At 71.5% G+C, this 17,602-nt stretch carries 14 protein-coding genes; 11 read left to right on the plus strand and 3 right to left on the minus strand.

The window, feature by feature from the left end:
• Window positions 1–53 precede the first annotated feature (53 nt).
• The 9 genes from IM767_RS16300 (at window position 54) to IM767_RS16340 (ending at window position 12,133) form a co-directional block, all read left to right on the plus strand.
• Entirely contained in the window at window positions 54–1,277 is a 1,224-nt protein-coding gene (locus IM767_RS16300) for an LLM class flavin-dependent oxidoreductase (RefSeq protein WP_109208793.1), read from the plus strand.
• Window positions 1,274–2,638 (plus strand): NtaA/DmoA family FMN-dependent monooxygenase, encoded by a 1,365-nt coding sequence (locus IM767_RS16305; RefSeq protein ID WP_109208792.1) that lies wholly within the window; start codon window positions 1,274–1,276, stop codon window positions 2,636–2,638. The genes IM767_RS16300 and IM767_RS16305 overlap by 4 nt, the downstream gene beginning before the upstream one ends.
• A complete protein-coding gene (locus IM767_RS16310) occupies window positions 2,635–4,518 on the plus strand; it encodes an FAD/NAD(P)-binding protein (RefSeq protein ID WP_109208791.1) in 1,884 nt (627 codons plus the stop codon). Before IM767_RS16305 ends, IM767_RS16310 begins: the two co-directional genes overlap by 4 nt.
• 293 nt (window positions 4,519–4,811) lie before the next feature.
• Entirely contained in the window at window positions 4,812–6,428 is a 1,617-nt protein-coding gene (locus tag IM767_RS16315) for an ABC transporter substrate-binding protein (protein WP_109208790.1), read from the plus strand.
• 45 nt (window positions 6,429–6,473) lie between these two features.
• Entirely contained in the window at window positions 6,474–7,430 is a 957-nt protein-coding gene (locus IM767_RS16320) for an ABC transporter permease (protein WP_109208789.1), read from the plus strand.
• Window positions 7,431–7,442: 12 nt separating this feature from the next.
• A complete protein-coding gene (locus IM767_RS16325) occupies window positions 7,443–8,450 on the plus strand; it encodes an ABC transporter permease (RefSeq protein ID WP_109208788.1) in 1,008 nt (335 codons plus the stop codon).
• A complete protein-coding gene (locus IM767_RS16330; RefSeq protein ID WP_109208787.1) occupies window positions 8,447–10,102 on the plus strand; it encodes a dipeptide ABC transporter ATP-binding protein in 1,656 nt (551 codons plus the stop codon). Before IM767_RS16325 ends, IM767_RS16330 begins: the two co-directional genes overlap by 4 nt.
• A gap of 76 nt (window positions 10,103–10,178) precedes the next feature.
• Complete coding sequence (locus IM767_RS16335) at window positions 10,179–11,051, plus strand: DUF1684 domain-containing protein (protein ID WP_109208786.1); 873 nt, start codon at window positions 10,179–10,181, stop codon at window positions 11,049–11,051.
• Window positions 11,048–12,133 carry an LLM class flavin-dependent oxidoreductase gene (locus IM767_RS16340; RefSeq protein ID WP_109208785.1) on the plus strand — a complete coding sequence of 362 codons (1,086 nt, stop codon included), beginning with the start codon at window positions 11,048–11,050 and terminating at the stop codon, window positions 12,131–12,133. The genes IM767_RS16335 and IM767_RS16340 overlap by 4 nt, the downstream gene beginning before the upstream one ends.
• 18 nt (window positions 12,134–12,151) lie before the next feature.
• Here the strand turns inward: IM767_RS16340 and IM767_RS16345 are convergent, their stop codons facing one another.
• Window positions 12,152–12,358 carry a dodecin family protein gene (locus tag IM767_RS16345; protein WP_109208784.1) on the minus strand — a complete coding sequence of 69 codons (207 nt, stop codon included), beginning with the start codon at window positions 12,356–12,358 and terminating at the stop codon, window positions 12,152–12,154.
• Window positions 12,359–12,630: 272 nt separating this feature from the next.
• Here IM767_RS16345 and IM767_RS16350 point away from each other — a divergent pair, with 272 nt between their 5' ends.
• Window positions 12,631–13,827 (plus strand): TerC family protein, encoded by a 1,197-nt coding sequence (locus IM767_RS16350; RefSeq protein WP_239453105.1) that lies wholly within the window; start codon window positions 12,631–12,633, stop codon window positions 13,825–13,827.
• A 97-nt stretch (window positions 13,828–13,924) separates the two neighbouring features.
• Window positions 13,925–15,235: a hemolysin family protein gene (locus tag IM767_RS16355; RefSeq protein ID WP_109208783.1), complete on the plus strand. Its 1,311-nt coding sequence runs from the start codon at window positions 13,925–13,927 to the stop codon at window positions 15,233–15,235.
• 31 nt (window positions 15,236–15,266) lie between these two features.
• On the opposite strand, the gene IM767_RS16360 is transcribed toward IM767_RS16355, so the two are convergent.
• Complete coding sequence (locus IM767_RS16360; protein WP_109208782.1) at window positions 15,267–16,130, minus strand: PhzF family phenazine biosynthesis protein; 864 nt, start codon at window positions 16,128–16,130, stop codon at window positions 15,267–15,269.
• Window positions 16,131–16,213: 83 nt separating this feature from the next.
• Window positions 16,214–17,572 carry a D-alanyl-D-alanine carboxypeptidase family protein gene (locus tag IM767_RS16365; protein WP_109208781.1) on the minus strand — a complete coding sequence of 453 codons (1,359 nt, stop codon included), beginning with the start codon at window positions 17,570–17,572 and terminating at the stop codon, window positions 16,214–16,216.
• Between the last annotated feature and the right edge of the window lie 30 nt (window positions 17,573–17,602).

Consider the following 17,602-nt stretch of genomic DNA (forward strand, 5'->3'; position numbering starts at 1 on the left):
CCGGGGGATGGTGAGGTCCGGATCGCCGCACGTGCGGCAGAAGGAGAACCACCGTGACCGAACAGGTGCACCTCGCCCTGGCCCTCGAACGGGCCGGCTGGCACCCCGCCGCGTGGCGCGAGGCCTCGGCCCGGCCGCGTGACCTGACGTCGCCGCGCTACTGGCGCGACCTGCTGCGCACGGCCGACGACGCCGGCCTCGCGCTGGCCACGATCGAAGACGCGCTGTCGCTCACCGACCGGTTCGAGCCGGTCGAGGGTCTGCGGCGCGACCGCGTGCGCGGGCGCCTGGACGCCGTGCTCATCGCGTCCTTCGTCGCGCCGCTGACTCGCCGGATCGGGCTCGTGCCGACGGTGACGACGACACACCCCGAGCCGTTCCACGTGGCCACCGGCATCCAGACGCTCGACTACGCAAGCCGGGGCAGGGCGGGTGTCCGCCTGGTCGCGGGCGCCTCGGCGGCCGAGCGCGCCAACTTCGGGCGGCGCACCGCGGGCGTCGACGCCCTTCCGGCATCGGGCCGCGTCGAGGATGCGCCGGGGATCGTCGCGGCCTTCCGCGAAGCGGGCGAGTTCGCCGACGTGCTCTCGCGCCTGTGGGACTCGTGGCAGGACGACGCCATCATCCGGGATGCCGGGACCGGCCGCTTCCTCGACGCCGACCGCGTGCACGACATCGAGTTCGAAGGCGAGTTCTTCTCGATCCACGGCGCCTCGATCGTGCCGCGATCGCCGCAGGGCCGGCCGCTGCTCACGGTGCTCGCGCACCAGACCGTGCCGTACCGCTTGGCCGCCGAGCACGCCGACCTCGTCTTCGTCACGCCGCACGGAGAGGGTGGGCGCCCGGGCTTCGACCTGGCCGGCATCCGCGCGGAACTGGATGCCGCAGCCGACGAGCTGCGCACCGGCGGCGAGCGCCTGCGGGTCTACGCGGACCTGGTGGTGCTCATCGAAGACACCGCAGCCGCGGCGCGCAGCGCCCTGGTGCGCCTGGACGACTGGGACGGCGCTCCTCTCGCCTCCGACGCGCGCATCGTCGTCGGCACGCCCGGCGATGTCGCCGCCGCGGTGCGCGAGCTCGCCGCGGCGGGGGTCGACGGCGTGCGCCTGCGGCCCGCCCGCCAGCCCGCCGACGTGGTCGCGATCGCCGAGAAGGTGGTGCCGCTGCTGCGGTCCACGGGCACGCTGCGACAGGACGACGGCGCCGGCACCCTGCGGACGCGCCTCGACCTCGCCCGCCCCGAGAGCCGCTACGTCCGAGAGAAGGTCGCGCTGTGAGCCGCAGCATCCGTCAGATCCACCTCGCCGCCCACTTCCCGGGCGTCAACAGCACCACCGTCTGGACCGACCCGGCCGCGGGCAGCCAGATCGATTTCTCATCGTTCGAGCACTTCGCCGCGACCGCCGAGCGCGGGCTGTTCGACTACGTGTTCCTGGCCGAGGGTCTGCGCCTGCGCGAGCACAAGGGCCGCGTCCACGAGCTCGATGTGCTCGGCCGCCCGAACACGCTGTCGATCCTGGCCGCCGTGGCCGCGATCACCGAGCACATCGGCGTCGTCGGCACGCTCAACACGACGTTCAACGAGCCGTACGAGCTGGCGCGCGAGCTCGCGACCCTCGACCACCTGTCCGGCGGACGCGCCGGGTGGAACGCCGTGACGAGCTCGGACGCGTTCCACGGCGCGAACTTCCGGCGCGGCGGCTTCCTCGATCACGCCGACCGGTACGAGCGGGCCCGCGAGTTCGCGGCGCTCGCGAAGGAGCTGTGGGACTCGTGGCCCGAGGACGGAGTGCGGGCGGATGCCGCCACCGGCGTCTTCCTCGACGACGGGGTGCCCGCGCAGGTGCGCCACACCGGCCCGCAGTTCGACGTCGACGCCCTCTTCGACGTGCCGCGGTCGCCGCAGGGTCGGCCGGTGATCGTGCAGGCCGGCGACTCCGCGGACGGCCGCACATTCGCAGCCGAGCACGCGGAGGTCATCTTCTCGCTCCACACCGGGTTCGAGGACGCGCGGGCGTTCTACGACGACGTCAAGGGCCGGCTCGCGGCGAACGGGCGCGAGGAGGACTCGCTCAAGATCCTCCCCGCGGCGACGTTCGCGATCGGCGACACCGACGCCGAGGCGCGCGAGCGCTCGCGCGAGATCGCGCTGCAACAGGTGCGCCCCGAGGTCGCCCTCACCTACGTCGAGCAGGTGTGGGGGCGCGACCTCTCCGGCTACGACCCCGACGGGCCCCTTCCCGACGTCGACCCCGACACCGGGTCCGAGACCGCGCGGGGCTGGGCGAACCGGCACGCGGCGGTGCGGTCCCGCATCGCGAAGCTCCGGGAGCTGTCGGAGACCGAAGGACTCAGCATCCGTGAGACCGTCATCCGCCTGACCGCGAACCACACGTTCGTCGGCAGCCCGGCGACCATCGCGGCCGAGATCGACCGGTACGTGCAGGAGCGCGCCACCGACGGCTTCACGATCGTCGGCCACCTGACGCCCCACGGCCTGGACGAGTTCGCCGAGCGCGTCGTGCCGCTGCTGCAGGAGCGGGGGTCGTACCGCTCGTCGTATGAGGAAGGCGCGACCCTTCGCGATCTGCTCGGGCTGCCGGCCCCGGTCTTCGCCCCGGCGCTCGCGACGCGATGACCGGCCGCGCGCGCCTGGTGCTCGTCGGGGCCGGCCCCCGTGCCGTCATGCTCCTCGAGCGGCTGCTGGCGCGCACCGACGAGCACACGCTGCTCGACATCGACCTCGTCGACCCGCATCCGCCGGGGGCGGGCCGCATCTGGCGTCACGCGCAGTCGCCGCTGCTCAAGCTCAACTCGATGACCCGCGACGTGACGGTCTTCACCGACGACAGCTGCACGATCGACGGACCGGTGCGAACGGGGCCCTCGCTCCACGAATGGCTCGAGCTCTGGCGGGCCGGCGACCTGCCCGACGTCGAGCTCGACGAGCTGTCGGCCGCCGAGGCGCGCGTGCTGGGCGGCGACGGCTTTCCGACCCGGCGGCTGCACAGCCACTACCTCGACTGGTTCTTCCGCCGCACCGGGGCGAGCGCCCCCGACGGCGTCACGGTCCGGCTCCACGCCGACACAGTGACGTCGGTGCGGCCATCGTCGTCGGGGCGGCACGTGGTCTCTCTCGCCGGCGGTCTCGAGATCGTGACGGATGCCGTCGCCTACTGCCTCGGCCACACCGAGCGCGAGCCCGACCCCGCGACGGCGGCTCTGGCCGCCGGCGCGGCGCGTGAGGGGCTCGTGTACGTGCCGCCGGCCTTCACCGCCGACGCCGATCTCTCGGGACTGGCCGCAGGCGCTGACGTGATCGTGCGCGGCATGGGGCTCGCGGCGATCGACCTCGTGGTGCTTCTCACGCAGGGCCGCGGCGGCCGGTTCGACCGCGATGCGGACGGCGCGCTGCGCTACCAGGCGTCGGGCCGCGAGCCCCGACTGCATCTCGGCTCGCGGCGCGGGGTGCCGTACCGCTCGAAGGTGACCTCGACACTGCACGGCGCATCGCCCGAGCGAGAGGTGCTCACGACCGCCGTCGTGACCGCACTCGCCGAGGGAAGCGCGCCCATCGACTTCGAGCGCGACGTCTGGCCGCTCATCGCGGGCGAGCTGCTGCACGGCCACTACCGCGAGCTGTTCACCGGGCACCCCGATCGAGTCTCGATCACGTGGGACGAGTTCCGCCCGGTGCTGCAGCGCCACGCGTGGGACGACCCGGTGCTCCGCACGGCGATCGCGGCCGTCGTGCCCGACCCGCTCGATCGCTTCGACGTCGCGTCGTTCGACCGGCCGTTCGCCGACGCCGAATTCGCCGACGAAGACGACGTGCAGCGTCGCGTGCGGGCGCACATCGCCGAGGACCTCCAGCTGCGCACGACCGCGCGGCACAGCCCCGCACAGGGTGTCTTCCTGGCCGCGCTGCTGTCGTTCATGGCGCTGGCCGAGATCCCGAAGGAGCGCTGGAACGCCCGCTCCCGGGCGCACACGCTCCCGGTGCGCTGGCACACGTTCTTCAGCTACCTCGCGAGCGGGCCGCCGCCGCATCGGCTCGAAGAGCTGCTCGCCCTCGCCGACGCCGGCGTCGTCAGCTTCCTCGGCCCGGATGTAGAGGTTGCTGTCGGGCCGCGCGGGTTCGCGGCATCCCGTTCCCGCGTCCCCGGCGAGACGGTCGCCCAGGCGCTCGTCGACGCCTGGCTCCCCGCCGCCGACGCGGAGCTCAGCACGAATGCCGCACTGCGGGAGCTCGCGACCGTGCACGGCAGCGTGCTGCGCGTGGCGGATGCCGAGTACTCGGGATCGCTCGGACGCGTGCGCGTCGGCGACGACGGTCACGTGCTGCGCCCCGACGGCACCCCGCACGACGCGCTGTTCGCGATCGGCCCGTTCACGTCGCTGACGGAGTCCGGCGCCTTCACCCGGCCGGCGGCGAACTCGCTGTCGCTGCGCCAGACCGACGTCGTCGCCGGCGCCATCGCCGCCCGCCTCGGCGTCGCGGTCCCCGTCGCACCCTGATCGAGCTGCGTCGAGCCGGCGCCCTTCCCGGCGTCGGACGTTCGAAAACCTGGTCCGTCATCGCGACGCGCCGTGCGCGGCATCCGTTCCCCGGCGTGTCTGTGCGCCGACCAGGTTTTCGGCACGTGCAACCGCTGTGATCATGACGCCGGATGACGGCGTGTGACCGCGCGCAACCGTCATTCACGCCGCGTGACATGCGCGGTCGGGGCCCGCCGGACCTCTCCGCGACGCTGAGGGCACGAACCCGGCATGCCGCCGCGGCTCGTCCGCCACAGCTTCTGGAGATCCCGATGTCATCCACCCGACCCCGCACCGCCGCACTCGCGGCGATCGGCGTCGTCGCCCTCGCGCTCACCGCGTGCGCGACCGGCGCCGGCGACGCCGCACCCACCGCTTCCGCCGAGGCCGAGCCCACGACCGGCGGCGACCTCACCTTCGCGATCTCGGTCGACAGCCAGTGCATCGACCCGCAGCAGGTGGGCAACAACGATGCGATCGCCATCGCGCGGCAGACCGTCGCCTCGCTGACGATCCAAGACCCCGAGACGGGCGAGATCCTGCCCTGGCTCGCCACCGACTACGAGGTGAACGACGACGCCACGAGCTTCACGTTCACGCTGCAGGAGGGTCCCACCTACGCCGACGGCGAGCCCATCGACGCGGCATCCGTCAAGACCAACTTCGAGGCGATCCAGGCGCTCGGCGCGAAGGCGAGCCTCGGCTCGTCGTACCTCGCCGACCTCGAGAGCATCGACGTGCCCGACGAGCAGACCGTCGTCGTCAACTTCTCCGAGCCCAGCGCCCAGTTCCTGCAGGCGACCTCGACGTTCTCGCTCGGCCTGCTGTCGCCGGCCACGGCGGCGGTGAGTCAGGCCGATCGCTGCCTCGGCGACTACATCGGCTCGGGACCGTTCTCGGTCGAGAGCTACACCCCCAACGAGGGCGCCGTGCTCGTGCGTCGCGACGGCTACGAGTGGGGGCCGTCGATCGCCGGCCACACCGGCGAGGCCTACCTCGACTCGATCACCTACAAGGTGATCCCCGAGTCGGGCAACCGCACCGGCAGCCTGCAGTCCGGCCAGATCGACGCGACCGCCGGCATCGCCACCGCCGACGCCGTGCTGTTCGAGAGCGAGGACTTCTGGTCGCTGAACCGCGCCAACCCCGGCTCGGTCTACAACCTCTACGCCAACCAGTCGACCGAGAAGCTGGCCGATGAGAACGTGCGCCTGGCGATCCAGAAGGGCATCGATCGCGAGCAGATCACCGCGACCCTGCTCGGCCCCGAGGACCTGCCGGCCGTCTCGCCGCTCGCCTCGTCGACCCCCTACTTCACCGACCTGAGCGACGTGCTCGAGTACGACCCCGAGGCCGCGGCAGACCTGCTCGAGGAGTCGGGCTGGACCGAGGGCGCGGACGGCGTCCGCGAGAAGGACGGCGAGAAGCTGAGCTTCCACGTCACCTACTGGCAGTCGCCCAAGGAGGTGCTCGAGCTCGTGCAGCAGCAGCTGCGTCAGATCGGCGTCGACCTCCAGCTGACGTTCGCGAGCATCGCCGACACCACGGCCGCGAACGCCGACGGCACCTACGACTTCTCGTACGGCAACCTGACACGGGCCGATCCCGACGTGCTGCGCACGGTGTTCTCGGTGAGCGGCACCAACAACGCCACCAAGCGCACGGAGCCTGCCGAGATCGACGAGCTGCTCGACGAGCAGGCCGCGATCATCGACCCCGCCGAGCGCCAGAAGATCGTCGACGCGGCGGCGGAGCTGCTGGTCACCGGCGGCTACTCGATCCCGATCTACCAGCTGTCGACCACGATCACGGCCGCGTCGAAGGTGCAGGGGCTGACGTTCGAGGCGTCCAGCCGCCTGGACTTCTACGACGCCTGGATCGCCGAGTAAGCCGCGCGGGCACACCGAGCAACGGAACGGATGAGGAGCGAGATCATGTGGGGTGGATACATCGCCCGGAGGATCGGGCAGGGCCTGGTGGTCCTGTGGGCCGCGTACACGATCTCGTTCCTCATCCTGTACCTCCTCCCCGGCGACGCCGCGACGCTGTTCGCGGGCGGCGGCGACCAGGAGGCCATCGATCCCGAGCTCGTCGCGCGGCTGCGCAGCGAGCTCGGGCTCGACCGCCCGCTGTGGGAGCAGTACCTCGTCGCCCTGGGCAAGGCGCTGACGGGCGACTTCGGCGCGTCGACGCAGACCGGGCGGCCGGCATCCGATCTGCTTCTCGAATCCCTGCCCCCGACGCTCGCGCTGACCGCCTTCGCATTCGTGCTGTCGGTCGTGTTCGGCATCGTCCTGGCACTGTCGGCGTCGCTGGCGCGCGCGCAGTGGCTGCGCAACCTGCTGTCGTCACTTCCGCCGCTGGGAGTCTCGATCCCGGTGTTCTGGATCGGCCTTCTGCTGCTGCAGGCGTTCTCGTTCCGCCTGCGCCTGTTCCCCTCGATGGGCAATGAGGGCTTCGAGAGCCTCGTGCTGCCGGCGATCACGATCGCGATCCCCTCCGGAGCGTTCATCGCGCAGCTGCTGTCGCGGAGCCTGCGGTCGACCCTCGCCCAGCCCTACGTCGAGATCGTGCGGGCGAAGGGTGCGAGCGAGCGCCGCGTGCAGCTCGGCCATGCGTTCCGGAACGCCGCGATCCCGTCGCTCACGATGGTCGGCGTGCTCATCGGCGGCCTGCTCTCGGGCGCTGTCGTGACCGAGACCGTCTTCTCGCGCCTCGGCATCGGCCGCCTCGTCGTCACCGCCGTCAACAACCGCGACGTGCCCGTCGTGCAGACCGTGGTGGTCTTCGCCGCGCTCGTGTTCGTGATCGCGAACCTCGCCGTCGATCTCGTCTACCCCCTCATCGACCGCCGCATCACGCTCGCCCGCACGGCGTTCGTCGCCGCCTGATCGGAGCCCGTCATGACCGTCGAGGACGTCCTCTCCCCTCCCGCCCGCACGCTCGAGCCGCACGACCCGTTCATCGAATCGATCGTCGACCCCGACGCCGATCCTGCGGGCGGGCCGCACGCGGCCGGCCTCGAGGAAGAGCGAGCGGATGCTTCGTCTCGTGCCTCGCTCAGCACGAGTGCCGCGGCCCGCGGCGCTGCGCTGCGCCCGGTCGTCGCGGTCCTGAAGCAGCCGACGCTCGTCGCGTCGATCCTCGTGCTCGCGCTCGTGACGCTGTGGGCGTTGGTGCCCTCGTGGTTCACGGCGTGGGACCCGATCGTCGGCGTCCCGCAGGACCGCCTGCTGCCGCCCAGCCCGGAGCACCTCTTCGGCACCGACAACCTCGGCCGCGACCTCTACGCCCGTGTCGTGTACGGCTCGGCGACGTCGCTCGCCGCGACCTCGGTGGCGGTCGTCGTCGGACTCGCGGTCGGATCGCTGTTCGGCCTGCTCGCCGGCTTCCTCCGGGGCATCGTCGACGACGCCATCATGCGCTTCATGGACGTGCTGCTCGCGATCCCGAGCCTGCTGCTCTCGCTCGCCCTCATCACGGCGCTGGGCTTCGGCACGCTCAACGTCGCGATCGCGGTCGGACTCGCGAGCATCGCATCCTTCTCCCGCGTGATGCGCGCCGAGGTGCTGCAGATCGCCACCGCCGTCTACGTCGAGGCCGCGCACGTGTCCGGTGTGCGCTGGCACACCGTGCTGCGCCGGCACGTGCTGCCGAACGCGTCCGGACCCGTCGTGGCGCTGGCCGCCCTCGAGTTCGGCGTCATGGTGCTCGCGATCTCGTCGCTGTCGTTCCTCGGCTTCGGCGCCCCGCCGCCCACCCCGGAGTGGGGCTCGCTCGTCGCGGGCGGGCGCGACTACCTGGCCGTCGCGTGGTGGCTCACGACCTTCCCCGGCCTCGTGATCGTGGCCGTCGTGCTGTCGGCCAACCGCATCTCGCGTGCCCTCGAGCGCAATGGAGGAGTCCGATGACCGCGCTGCTGCAGGTGTCGAACCTGTCCGTCTCGTACTCGCTGGGCGGCCGGTCGCGCCCGGCCGTCCGCGACGTGAGCTTCACCGTCGACCGCGGCGAGGTCGTCGCGATCGTGGGCGAGTCGGGCTCGGGCAAGAGCACGACCGCGCACGCCGTGATCCATCTCCTCTCCGCCAACGCCTCGGTGGACGCCGGGTCGATCGTCTTCGACGGCACCGACCTCACCGGGCTGTCGCGCCGCGCGTGGCGCGAGGTGCGCGGGCGGGCGATCGGCCTCATTCCGCAGGACCCGACGACGAGCCTCAACCCCGTGAAGCGGGTCGGGCGTCAGGTCGGCGAGCCGCTCGTCATCCACGGGCTGGCCACCCGCCGCGGCGCCGACGCACGGGCCGTGGAACTGCTGCGGCTGGCCGGCATCGGCGAGCCCGAGGCCCGCGCGAAGCAGTTCCCGCACCAGTTCTCCGGCGGCATGAAGCAGCGCGCCCTCATCGCGACGGCGTTGGCCGCCGAGCCGCAGCTCGTGATCGCCGACGAGCCCACGAGCGCCCTCGACGTCACGGTGCAGAAGCAGATCCTCGACCACATCGACACCCTCGCCACGACGCTCGGCACCGCGGTGCTGCTCATCACGCACGACCTCGGCGTCGCGGCCGACCGCGCCGACCGCATCATCGTGATGCAGGACGGCGGGATCGTCGAGACGGGGGCGGCACGGCAGGTCCTCGAGGATCCGCAGCACCCCTATACCCGTGCCCTCATCGCGGCGGCGCCCGGGCTGCGGGGCACGGCGGCGCGCGTCTCCGGGCGACGGTCGCCCACGGAGCCGGATGCTTCGTCTCGTGCCTCGGTCAGCACAGATGCCGCATCCCCGCCTCTCCTCGAGGTCACAGATCTCCGCAAGGAGTTCCCGCTGCCCGGCCACGACAAGCTCGTCGCGGTCGACGACGTGTCGTTCCGGATCGACCGCGGCGAGACGCTCGCGATCGTCGGCGAGTCCGGGTCGGGCAAGAGCACCACGGCGCGACTGGCTCTGCGGCTCGAGAAGCCGACGGCAGGCGGCATCCGCTTCGACGGAAACGATCTCGTGACCGCGAGCCGTGAAGAGCTCCGCGCGCTGCGCCGGCGCTTCCAGCTCGTGTATCAGAGCCCGTTCGCCTCGCTGGATCCGCGGTTCACCATCGCGGAGGTGATCGACGAGCCGCTGCGCGCGTTCGGCGTCGACAAGGCCGAGCGCGCACTCCGAGTGCGAGAGCTGATCGACCAGGTGGCGCTGCCGGCGGGCATCGCGTCGCGGCGGCCGGCCGAGCTCTCGGGCGGCCAGCGGCAGCGGGTGGCGATCGCTCGCGCGCTCGCGCTGCGCCCCGATCTCGTCGTGCTCGACGAGGCGGTGTCGGCGCTCGACGTATCGGTGCAGGCGCAGATCCTCGAACTGCTCGCCGCCGTGCAGCGGGACGTCGGGGTGTCGTATCTCTTCATCAGCCACGACCTCGCGGTGGTCCGCGAGATCTCGGACCGCGTCGCCGTGATGCAGCGCGGCCGGATCGTCGAGCAGGGCGCGACCGCGCAAGTGCTCGGCGACCCGCGCGAGGAGTACACGCGCCGGCTCATCGACGCGATCCCGGGGTCCACGCTCGCTGCGCGGGCGGCCTGACCTTCCGGCGACCCACGGCGCAGCATCCGTCGTCCCCCGTACCGACCCTCCCGGCCATCTCGAAAAGAGGAGCACCATGACCACCACCCTCAACTCCGACGTCGATCGCGCCCGGTTCGGGCGCGAGTGGGAGGACTGGCACCGCGCACACGAGACGCGCCGCGCCGATCCCCTCGGCTTCTTCGCCATCACCGGCCTGCACTGGCTCGGCGGCGACGCGATCACGCTGGCCGGTGCGCCCGGCACGTGGCATCTCGGCACTGACGGCGTGGTCGTCGAGCTCGCCGAGGGCGAGAGTCTGACACTCGACGGGGCGACGATCGTCGGCACGTACGCGTTCGGCGAGATCGCCGAGCGGGGCAGCGTCACCCCGACGTTCACCGACGGAGGCGTCGCCGGCGCGGTCGAGATCGCCATCCGCGGCGGTCATACGATCCTGCGTCCGCGCCGGGCCGACCACCCGTTCCTCGCCGAGTACGCAGGCACCCCGACCTACGTGCCGAACCCGCGCTGGCGGGTCGCGGCGCAGTTCCGTCCGTTCGACGCACCGGTTCCGACCGAGGTCGGCGCCGCCGTCGACGGGCTCACCCACGTCTACGACGCCCCCGGCGTGCTCGAGTTCTCGTGGCGCGGCGAGGAGTTCGCGCTCACCGCGTTCGAGGGCAAGGCTCCCGGCGACCTGCTCGTGCTGTTCACCGACGCGACGAGCGGCATCACGACGTACGCCGCAAACCGTTCCGTGGGCATCGACGCGCCGGACGCCGACGGCTGGACCACCATCGACTTCAACCGCGCCGTGAACCTCCCGTGCGCCTACACGGACTTCGCGACGTGCCCGCTGCCGCCGGAGGGCAACCGCCTGCCGATCGGCATCGAGGCCGGCGAGAAGACGCCGCTGTCGCGCGTGCGCGCCGACGGCGCGCTCGTCGCACCGGGGGTGGTCGCGTGAAGTTCCAGCTGCTCGACATCGTCCCCTATCGCGCCGATCCGATCACGGGCCGCCAGGTCTCTCCCGCTGAGCGCTTCGCCGAGACGCTCGAGCAGGCGATCCGCGCGGAAGAGCTGGGATTGGATGCCGTCGCCATCGGCGAGCGCCACGCCGGCAGCTTCATCTCCTCGTCGCCGACGGTGCTGCTGGGCGCGATCGCCGCCCGGACCGACAGCATCCGTCTCAATTCCGGCGTCACCGTGCTCTCCGTGCTGGATCCGGTGCGCGTCGCGGAGGATTACGCGACCATCGACCAGCTCTCGGGCGGACGCCTGGACATCACGATCGGCAAGGGCAACGAAGTCGCCCAGTTCCCGTTGTTCGGACTCGACATCGACGACCAGTGGGAGCTGCTCGCCGAGAAGTACGAGCTGCTGCGGACGCTGTGGCGCGAGGAGGACGTCACGTGGCCCGGCACCGAGTTCACCCGGCCGCTCGCCGGCGTGACGACGCTGCCGCGGCCGTTCGCCGGCGCTCCGCGGGTGTGGCACGGCTCGGCGACGACGCTGTTCTCGGCCGGGCTCGCCGCGCGCTTCGGCGACCCGCTGTTCAGCGCGAACGCGATCCAGCCGCTCGAGAACTACGGCGTGCTCGTCGACCACTACCGCTCCGAGTACGCGCGCCACGGCCACGACCCGGCGAGCGCGTTCGTGGCCGCCGGCTCGGGTGCGCTCTTCATCGCCGACACCACGCAGGAGGCGATCGCCCAGTACGGCCCCGTCTACAACGCGATCGTGGCCGCGACGAACGTGCCCGGGAACAACACCCCGTTCCGTGACATCGAGCACGCCGTCGCCGAGGGTCCGGCTCTCGTCGGCACGCCGCAACAGGTGATCGACAAGATCGCGCGGTTCCACGGCCGGCTCGGCCACGACCTGCAATCCATCAGCCTGCCGACTACGGTGCCGATCGCGCAGCAGCTCGAGATCCTCGAGCGGTTCGCGCTCGAGGTGGCCCCGGTGCTCCGCCGGGAGCTCCCGACGACGCTGTGGACGGATGCCGACCCCCTGGGTCAGCGGACGCCCGAGCTGGCGGCGGTGTGAGCAGAGGGATGTCTCGGCTCAGTCCGGCACGTACTTGAAGGAGAGCTGGAGCCGGGTGCGGAACAGCAGCGTCCCGTCGTCGCCGACGACCACGTCCTGTTTCGTCACCTCGGCGATGCGCAGATCGTGCACCGATCCCGCGGCGGTGGTGATGGCTTCTCGAGCCGCCTCCTCCCACGACGAGGCACTCGTGCCGATGACGTCGATCACTCGGTAAACGCTCATGTCGAACCCCTCACGCCTCGATACCGACATCTCCATGGTGATCGCCCGGTCGCCCCGGCGGAAGGGGCCTGCCTGCGCGGGTCCGACCGGCCACTCGGCGAGTTCCCAGGCAACGCCCGGCGCGGCCGATTAGTCTTCCTAGACCCAAGGGGAGTACTCCGACACGGTCGGCTCGTCATTACGGATGCACGGCGCATCCCGGGCGACCGGTCCTCATTCGAGGATGGAGAAGACCTTGACGCCGCTTCGTCGCGCCAGGTCTGGAGTCGTCCTTGAACATCACCCCGCTCGTGTGGGTCATCACGATCGCGGTCACCATCGCGTTCTTCGTCTACGAGTTCTTCGCGCACGTGCGCAAGCCTCATGAGCCGACCATCGGCGAATCCGCCAGGTGGTCGGCTTTCTACATCGGCCTGGCGCTCCTGTTCGGCGTCGGCATCGGCGTCGTGTCGGGGTGGACGTACGGAGGCGAGTACTTCGCCGGGTACCTCACCGAGAAGGCGCTGTCGATCGACAACCTCTTCGTCTTCCTCATCGTGATGACCGGCTTCGCGGTCCCGAAGATCTATCAGCAGAAGGTGCTGATGATCGGCATCGTGATCGCGCTCATCCTCCGCGGCGCGTTCATCGCCGTCGGCGCCGCGCTCATCGAGAACTTCTCGTGGGTCTTCTACCTCTTCGGCGCGCTGCTTCTGGTGCTCGCGTACCGCCAGGCGTTCGGCGACCACCAGAGCAACCCGTCGGACGGGCGTTTCATGCGCCTGGTCCGTCGCGTGCTGCCCGTGACGAACGAGTACCACCAGGACCGCCTGACGGTCCGCAAGGACGGCCGCCGGTTCGTCACGCCGATGCTCCTCACGATCATCGCGATCGGGTTCGTCGACCTCATCTTCGCCGTGGACTCGATCCCCGCCATCTACGGCCTCACCGAGCAGGCGTACATCGTCTTCACCGCGAACGCCTTCGCGCTCATGGGCCTGCGGCAGCTGTACTTCCTCATCGGCGGGCTGCTGGAGCGCCTGGTGTACCTCGCCCAGGGCCTCGCCGTCATCCTCGCGTTCATCGGCGTGAAGCTCGTGCTGCACGCGATGCACGTCAACGAGCTGCCGTTCATCAACGGCGGCGAGCCGATGCTGTGGGCCCCCGAGATCCCGATCTGGTTCTCGCTGCTGTTCATCGCGGCGACGATCGCCGTCGCGACTGTCGCGAGCCTCATCAAGACCCGCGGCGGCCGCGGGGTCGCCCACACGCCCGCGGCGAACGCTCCCGTGGCGAGCGCGTCCGTGGGCAGCGCGTCCGTGGGCAGCGCGTCCGTGGGCAGCGCGTCCGCGGGGCACACCCCGCTCGCGCCCGAAGCCCATGCTGCCGAAGCCGACGGAGTCCCCGCCGCAGTCCACGCCCCCGAAACCCACGCCCCCGAAACCCCCGCGGACACCGTGTCCGCGGACACCAGGAAGGAAGTCTCTTGAGACGCCACCCGCGCGGTGACACCGCCGCCGACCCCGACAGTCCCTGCGCCCGGGTGACCCCGGGCGCACCCGCTCCGAAGCGGAAGCACGCCTGCTGATGGGCGACCTGCTCTGGAACATCGCACTCGTCATCGTCTTCGTGCTCATCGGCGGCGTCTTCGCGGCGACCGAGATGGCGCTGGTCACCCTCCGGGAGAGCCAGCTCAACACCATCGCGGCCCGCGGCCGGCGCGGCGAGAAGGTCGCCGGCCTCGCCCGCAACCCGAACACCTTCCTCTCGGCGGTGCAGATCGGCGTCACCGTCGCCGGCTTCGCGTCGGCCGCCTACGGCGCCACCTCGATCGCGCCCTCGGTGGCGCCCCTGTTCGAGCTCTGGGGAGCCTCCGAGCAGCTGGCGTCGACCATCGCGACGATCCTGCTGACCCTCGTCATCGCGTACCTCTCGCTGGTGCTCGGCGAGCTGGTGCCCAAGCGCCTGGCGATCCAGCGCAACGCGCAGTTCGCCTACGCGGTCGCACCGGTGCTCGACGGGTTCGCCACCATCATGCGGCCGGTGATCTGGCTGCTGTCGGTGTCGACGAATGCCGTCGTGCGCCTTCTCGGCGGCGATCCGCACAAAGCCGTCGAGGAGCTCAGCGAAGAGGAGTTCCGCGACATCGTGGCGACCCAGCAGGGCCTGCCCGACGACGAGAAGCGCATCCTCGACGACGTGCTCTCGCTGCGCGGTCGCCAGATCAGCGAGGTCATGCGGCCGCGACCGGAGGTCGTCGCGCTGGACGAGGCCGCCACCATCGCCGAGGCCGTGGCCCAGGTGAAGGAGCTGCCGTTCTCGCGCTACCCCGTCGCCGACCGGTCGATCGACGACATCATCGGGTTCGTCCACGTCCGCGACGTCTTCGAGGCTGCGGCGGAGAACCCCGGTGCACCCGTCCAGGGCCTGATGCGACCGATCTCGTACCTGCCGTCCACGGCCGGGGTGCTGCCGACGCTCACCCGCATGCGGGCCGACGGGCATCACATCGCCGTCGTCGTGGACGAGTACGGCGGGACCGACGGCATCGTGACGCTGGAGGACCTCGTGGAGGAGGTCGTCGGCGAGATCTTCGACGAGTACGACACCGCCGCCGACCCGGTGGCGGTGGGCGGGGAGCTCGACGGTCGCCTGAACCTCCAGGACTTCGAGGAGCTCACCGGCCTGGCTCTGCCCCGCGGATCGTCCGACACCGTCGCGGGCTTCGTCATCGAGCAGCTCGGACGACTCGCCGCGGTGGGTGACACGGTCGAACTGGACGGCGCGACCCTCCAGGTCACCGCACTGGACCGTCGGCGGATCTCCGGCGTGCGCGTGAGCACGCGGCCCGCCGGGGAGGCGGGCACACCCGCCGGCGTCGGCGAACGGGGCTCGTGAGCGCGGCGGTGCGCGCGGTCTCGGGTGAGCCTCAGCGGGCTTCCCCGGGGTCGATGCGCACTGCCGATCCCGACACGACGATTCCGCCGGTCGCCGGAATGTCGACGGTCAGCTCGCTCGGCCGGCCCACGTGGCTCCCCTGCAGAATGACGACGGCACCCGGGGCCTGCACCGCGCCGGTGGCTCGCAGGTAGCCGCCGGTGGCCGCCGCGGCGGCGCCCGTCGCCGGGTCCTCGACGATCGATCCGACGGGGAAGACGTTGCGGGCGTGCCAGCGATCGTCGGCCTCCGGCCACAGCACGATCATGGTCGCCGGCCACCCCCGCGCGTCGAGCACGCGGCGCGCGCGGGCCGGGTCGACCCTGAACCGGTCGAACACCGCTCGGTCGGCGATCACGACGAGGGGGTGCCAGTTTCCGCCGAACGCCAGCGCGGGCGCGAAACGGGGGTGCAGATCGCCCTCCGACAGCCCGATCGACCCGAGGACGTCGGCGAGCGCGTCGCCCGGGAGCGGCGCGATGCCGGGCTCGACGCTCGTGAAAGACACCCGCCGCTCACCGGACGCATCCGTGACGGTCTCGATCTCGACGACGCCGACCGGCGTCTCGAACGAGATCGCGCCGTCACCCTCGTCGGCGGCGATCGCGGCGGCCGCGGCGACGGTGGCGTGTCCGCAGAACGGGACTTCGGCCAGGGGCGAGAAGTAGCGGATCGCGCGGCGGCCCGGAGCGCTGCCGGCCTGCACGAAGGCCGATTCCGCGTACCCGAGGTCGGCGGCGATGCCGAGCATCGCGGCATCCGTCAGCTCTCCGGCGTCCAGCACGACGCCCGCAGCATTGCCGCCCGCCGGGTCGGAGGAGAACGCCGTCCACCGCTGGATGTCGAGAGGGCTCATGCCGCCACGATAGGTCACCGGTCACACCCCCTTCGATACGGGGGGACGGATGCCGCACCCGCACGCGGGCGCGTCGCAGCCTGCTAGCCGCCCAGCTCGCCCGGGTGAGTGAGCCGCCACCACTCCGTCGGCTCTTCGATGGTGCCGTCGATCTCGACCGGAACGCTGACCGTGTTCGGGCCGGCGGTGTACGTGACGGTGCCGACCTCTTCGCCGTCCGCGTAGGACTTCGGAGTCGTGGTCGTCATCTCGACCGAGATGGGGGTTTCGGACCACGTGAAGATCGTGGCGCCGGCGGAGATGACCACCCGGGCCGACGAGCCCCACGGGGTGGTCAGCGTGCCGACCGGCTGATCGCTCGTCGCGACCGGCACCTCGTGGAAGCCCGCACGGATGCTGTCGATCATCGCCATCACGTTGTGATTGACGTTCGCGCGCGTGGCGCCACCGAGCACGACGCCGGTCACCTGCAGCGGCTGCGCGGTTCCGACGGGGACGGATGCCGTGAACAGGAGGTTGTAGGTGCCTTCCCCGAGGTTTCCCGTCTTGAGGCCGGTGATGCCGTTGCTGCCGAGGAGGTCGTTCGTGTTCGCCATCGGACCCGGGCCCGGGAGTGCGAGCGAGGGGGTTGCGGAGATGCTCGAGATCACGGGGTTCGCGGCCGCGAGCTTGCCGAGTGCGATGAGATCGGCCGGCGTGCTGGTGTTGCGCGCGTCGAGGCCGGTCGGCTCGACGAGCGTCGTGCCGGTGAGTCCGTTGGTCGCGAGCCATCGCCGCGCCGCCTCGCGGAACGCCCACTGCGAGCCGAAGGCCCACGTCGAGACCGCCTCGGCGTAGTTGCTCGCCGAGGGGATCAGCATCGTCGCCAGTGCGTCGTGCAGCGACATCGAGCTGCCCGTGGGCATCGCGGCGATCGTCGCGCCCCGCACGTAGTACTGGTCGTAGAGGTCGTGGTCGGCCTTGCTGAAGGTGATCGTGGGTCCGGGGTCGGTGGGCCCTGCCAGAGGATGACGGTCGAGGATCACGAGCGCGGTGATGAGCTTGGCGATGCTGGCGATGGACCGGGGCTCGTCACCGCCGCTGGACGCCCAGATGCCGCTGGCCGCCGGGCCCAGATACTCATCGCCGCCCGCGACCGCGACGGCGGCCGCACCCTGGCTGGGAAGCGAGACAGCCGCGGCGGCGGGAACCGGCGGCGGCGCCGGCGCGTGCACGTCGACGTCGGGAGCGCCGAGGGGCGCGTTCAGCGCCCAGCCCGTGTAGCCCGCGGGAACGCCGATCAGCACCAGCAGCACGATCGCGGTCACGAGGAGGGCGATGCGCCGCCGTCGCCGGCGTGCCCCGGGATCGGCAGCGGGCGGCGGGTCGCCGAACATCTCCTCCTGGGTGATGAGCTGCGTGAACTCCTCGAGCCCATCGGTCGCACTCGGCGGCGTCGTCACCCCGGCTCCTCTGCGTCCGTCGGCGCCGGC

It is taken from the genome of Microbacterium ureisolvens (assembly GCF_015278315.1).
Taxonomy (GTDB): domain Bacteria; phylum Actinomycetota; class Actinomycetes; order Actinomycetales; family Microbacteriaceae; genus Microbacterium; species Microbacterium ureisolvens.